The following is a 612-nucleotide window of genomic DNA, read 5'->3' on the forward strand; positions in this document are numbered from 1 at the left end:
CCTGGCCGCCACACGGATCAGCTCAGCGCAAAGTTGACCGGGACGCGGACGCGACCAGCCGCCTTCTGTCCACCGCTTGAGGCGGGGTTGAACTTCCACTTGCGCGCCGCTTCCATGGCAGCACGGTCGAGGTCACGGTTGCGGCTGGACTTCTCGACGGCCACATTGGTGACGTTGCCGTTGGCATCGACATCAATGATCAGGATGACCTCGCCCTGGATACCGGCGCGGAAAGCGGCCGGCGGGTAACGCGGCGGGTTCATGTTCTTGGACGAGATGTCCACGCTGGCCTGGATGTCGACCGGCGGGGCGGGCGGAGCCGGCGGGGCCGGCGGCGTCACCACGTCATTCGGGCGCGGGTCCGGCACGTCGATCACCGGGGCTTCCGGCGGCGGCGGCAGCGGCGAGGGCTTCGGCGGCGCCAGGTTCTTGACCGGCGGCGGCGGGATGTCCTGCGGCGGCGGCGGCGGCGGCGGTGGCGGCGGCGGCGGCGGGGCGTCAACCAGCGTCACCATGACGTTGCGTTCCTTCTCCGCAGCGGCCTTCGGGGCCACGGCCGGGATCAGAAGCATCATCAGGGCTGCCAAGTGCAGTGCGATTACAAAGGCGATG

Annotated in this window: 1 protein-coding gene; it reads right to left on the reverse strand. The window is 69.9% G+C overall.

Translation table 11 applies throughout. From position 1 onward, the window contains the following. Positions 1 to 17: 17 nt before the first annotated feature. Positions 18 to 612: energy transducer TonB (locus VA603_RS00245; RefSeq protein ID WP_323437601.1), on the reverse strand; the 595-nt coding region annotated here is incomplete at its 5' end.

The sequence above is a fragment of the Stenotrophomonas capsici genome (genome assembly GCF_034961085.1).
Classification (GTDB): domain Bacteria; phylum Pseudomonadota; class Gammaproteobacteria; order Xanthomonadales; family Xanthomonadaceae; genus Stenotrophomonas; species Stenotrophomonas capsici.